This window comes from Pseudomonas sp. NPDC089408 (assembly GCF_044749445.1).
In the GTDB taxonomy this organism is placed as follows: Bacteria; Pseudomonadota; Gammaproteobacteria; order Pseudomonadales; family Pseudomonadaceae; genus Aquipseudomonas.
In genome coordinates, this window is sequence record NZ_JBIVHY010000040.1 from 1 (window position 1) to 1,091 (window position 1,091).

The window sequence follows — 1,091 nt, forward strand, 5'->3', positions numbered from 1 at the left end:
GGCGGCATCAGGTTCCAAGTGCAACAGTCAGTTGATAATGTTGAGCCGATTGGTTGCCAGCAGTTGCAGATGATCCGTCAACACTTCAACAGGGAATTTCCAGCCCAATGTCTGACGAGGTCGGGTGTTAAGCAAGTCGGCAATCTCGTCCAGCCGCTCCTGGCTAACCAGCGACAAATCGGTGCCCTTGGGTAAGTACTGCCGGAGCAGGCCGTTCGTGTTCTCGTTGCTGCCTCTTTGCCAAGGGCTGTGCGGGTCAGCGAAGTAGATCTTCATTCCCGTACGAGCTGTCAGCTCTTGATGCTTGGCCATCTCGCTGCCTTGGTCATGGGTCATGGTTTTCAGCAGCGCCGGTGCCATCCGCGAAAGTTCTCGCGTCATCCCCTCTAGCGCGGCGTCTGCGGTGGGCGCATCCAACTTGGCCAGGATCACGAAACGGCTCGTGCGCTCGACCATCGTCGCTACTGCCGAGCGATTGTTCGCGCCCATGATCAGGTCGCTTTCCCAATGACCTGGCACTTGTCGACCTTCGACCTCTTCAGGCCGGTAGCGAATATTCTGTTCAGCTGGATAGCGCTCGCGCCGAGCTGGCGCAGTGCTGCGAGTACGCCGCTTGCTGCCGCCCTGGCGCAGGTAACCAATGAGTTGACGCTTAAGCTCGCCGCGTGGGTATGCATAGATTGTCAGGTAGATCGTTTCGTGACTCACATGCCGCTCAGGATTATCAGGCCAGTAGTCCTTGAGTCTGGCGGCAATTTGCTGAGGAGACCAGCCCTTGGCCAACATGCTGTGTACGACCTGGAACAGTTCAGAACCAGGGGCAAGAAGCTTGCTGCGCCTCGGGACGTGTCTGAGGGCACGGGCTCGAGCACCGGCAGTGCTGGCGTCATAGTGCCCAGGCTGCGACTGGCGCCGCACCTCTCGACTCAGCGTGCTGGGTTGGCGCCCAAGAACTTGGGCGATGGCTCGCAGCGAGGCGCCTTGCATACGCATGATCATTAGCGTTACGCGCTCTTCGATGGTCAAGTGGGTGTAGTGAGTAGTCATGCAGCACCTTACCTCGGGTGTTGCACTTGGTCACTGAGACCGCC

Annotated in this window: 1 protein-coding gene; it reads right to left on the reverse strand. The window is 58.8% G+C overall.

Translation table 11 applies throughout. From position 1 onward, the window contains the following. Positions 1-27: 27 nt before the first annotated feature. Complete coding sequence (locus ACIP02_RS27315) at positions 28-1,047, reverse strand: IS30 family transposase (RefSeq protein ID WP_010792770.1); 1,020 nt, start codon at positions 1,045-1,047, stop codon at positions 28-30. Between the last annotated feature and the right edge of the window lie 44 nt (positions 1,048-1,091).

Coding starts and splice junctions, on each gene's coding strand:
- ACIP02_RS27315 (WP_010792770.1), bottom strand. CDS start 1,047: ATGACTACTCACTACACCCACTTGACCATCGAAGAGCGCGTAACGCTA.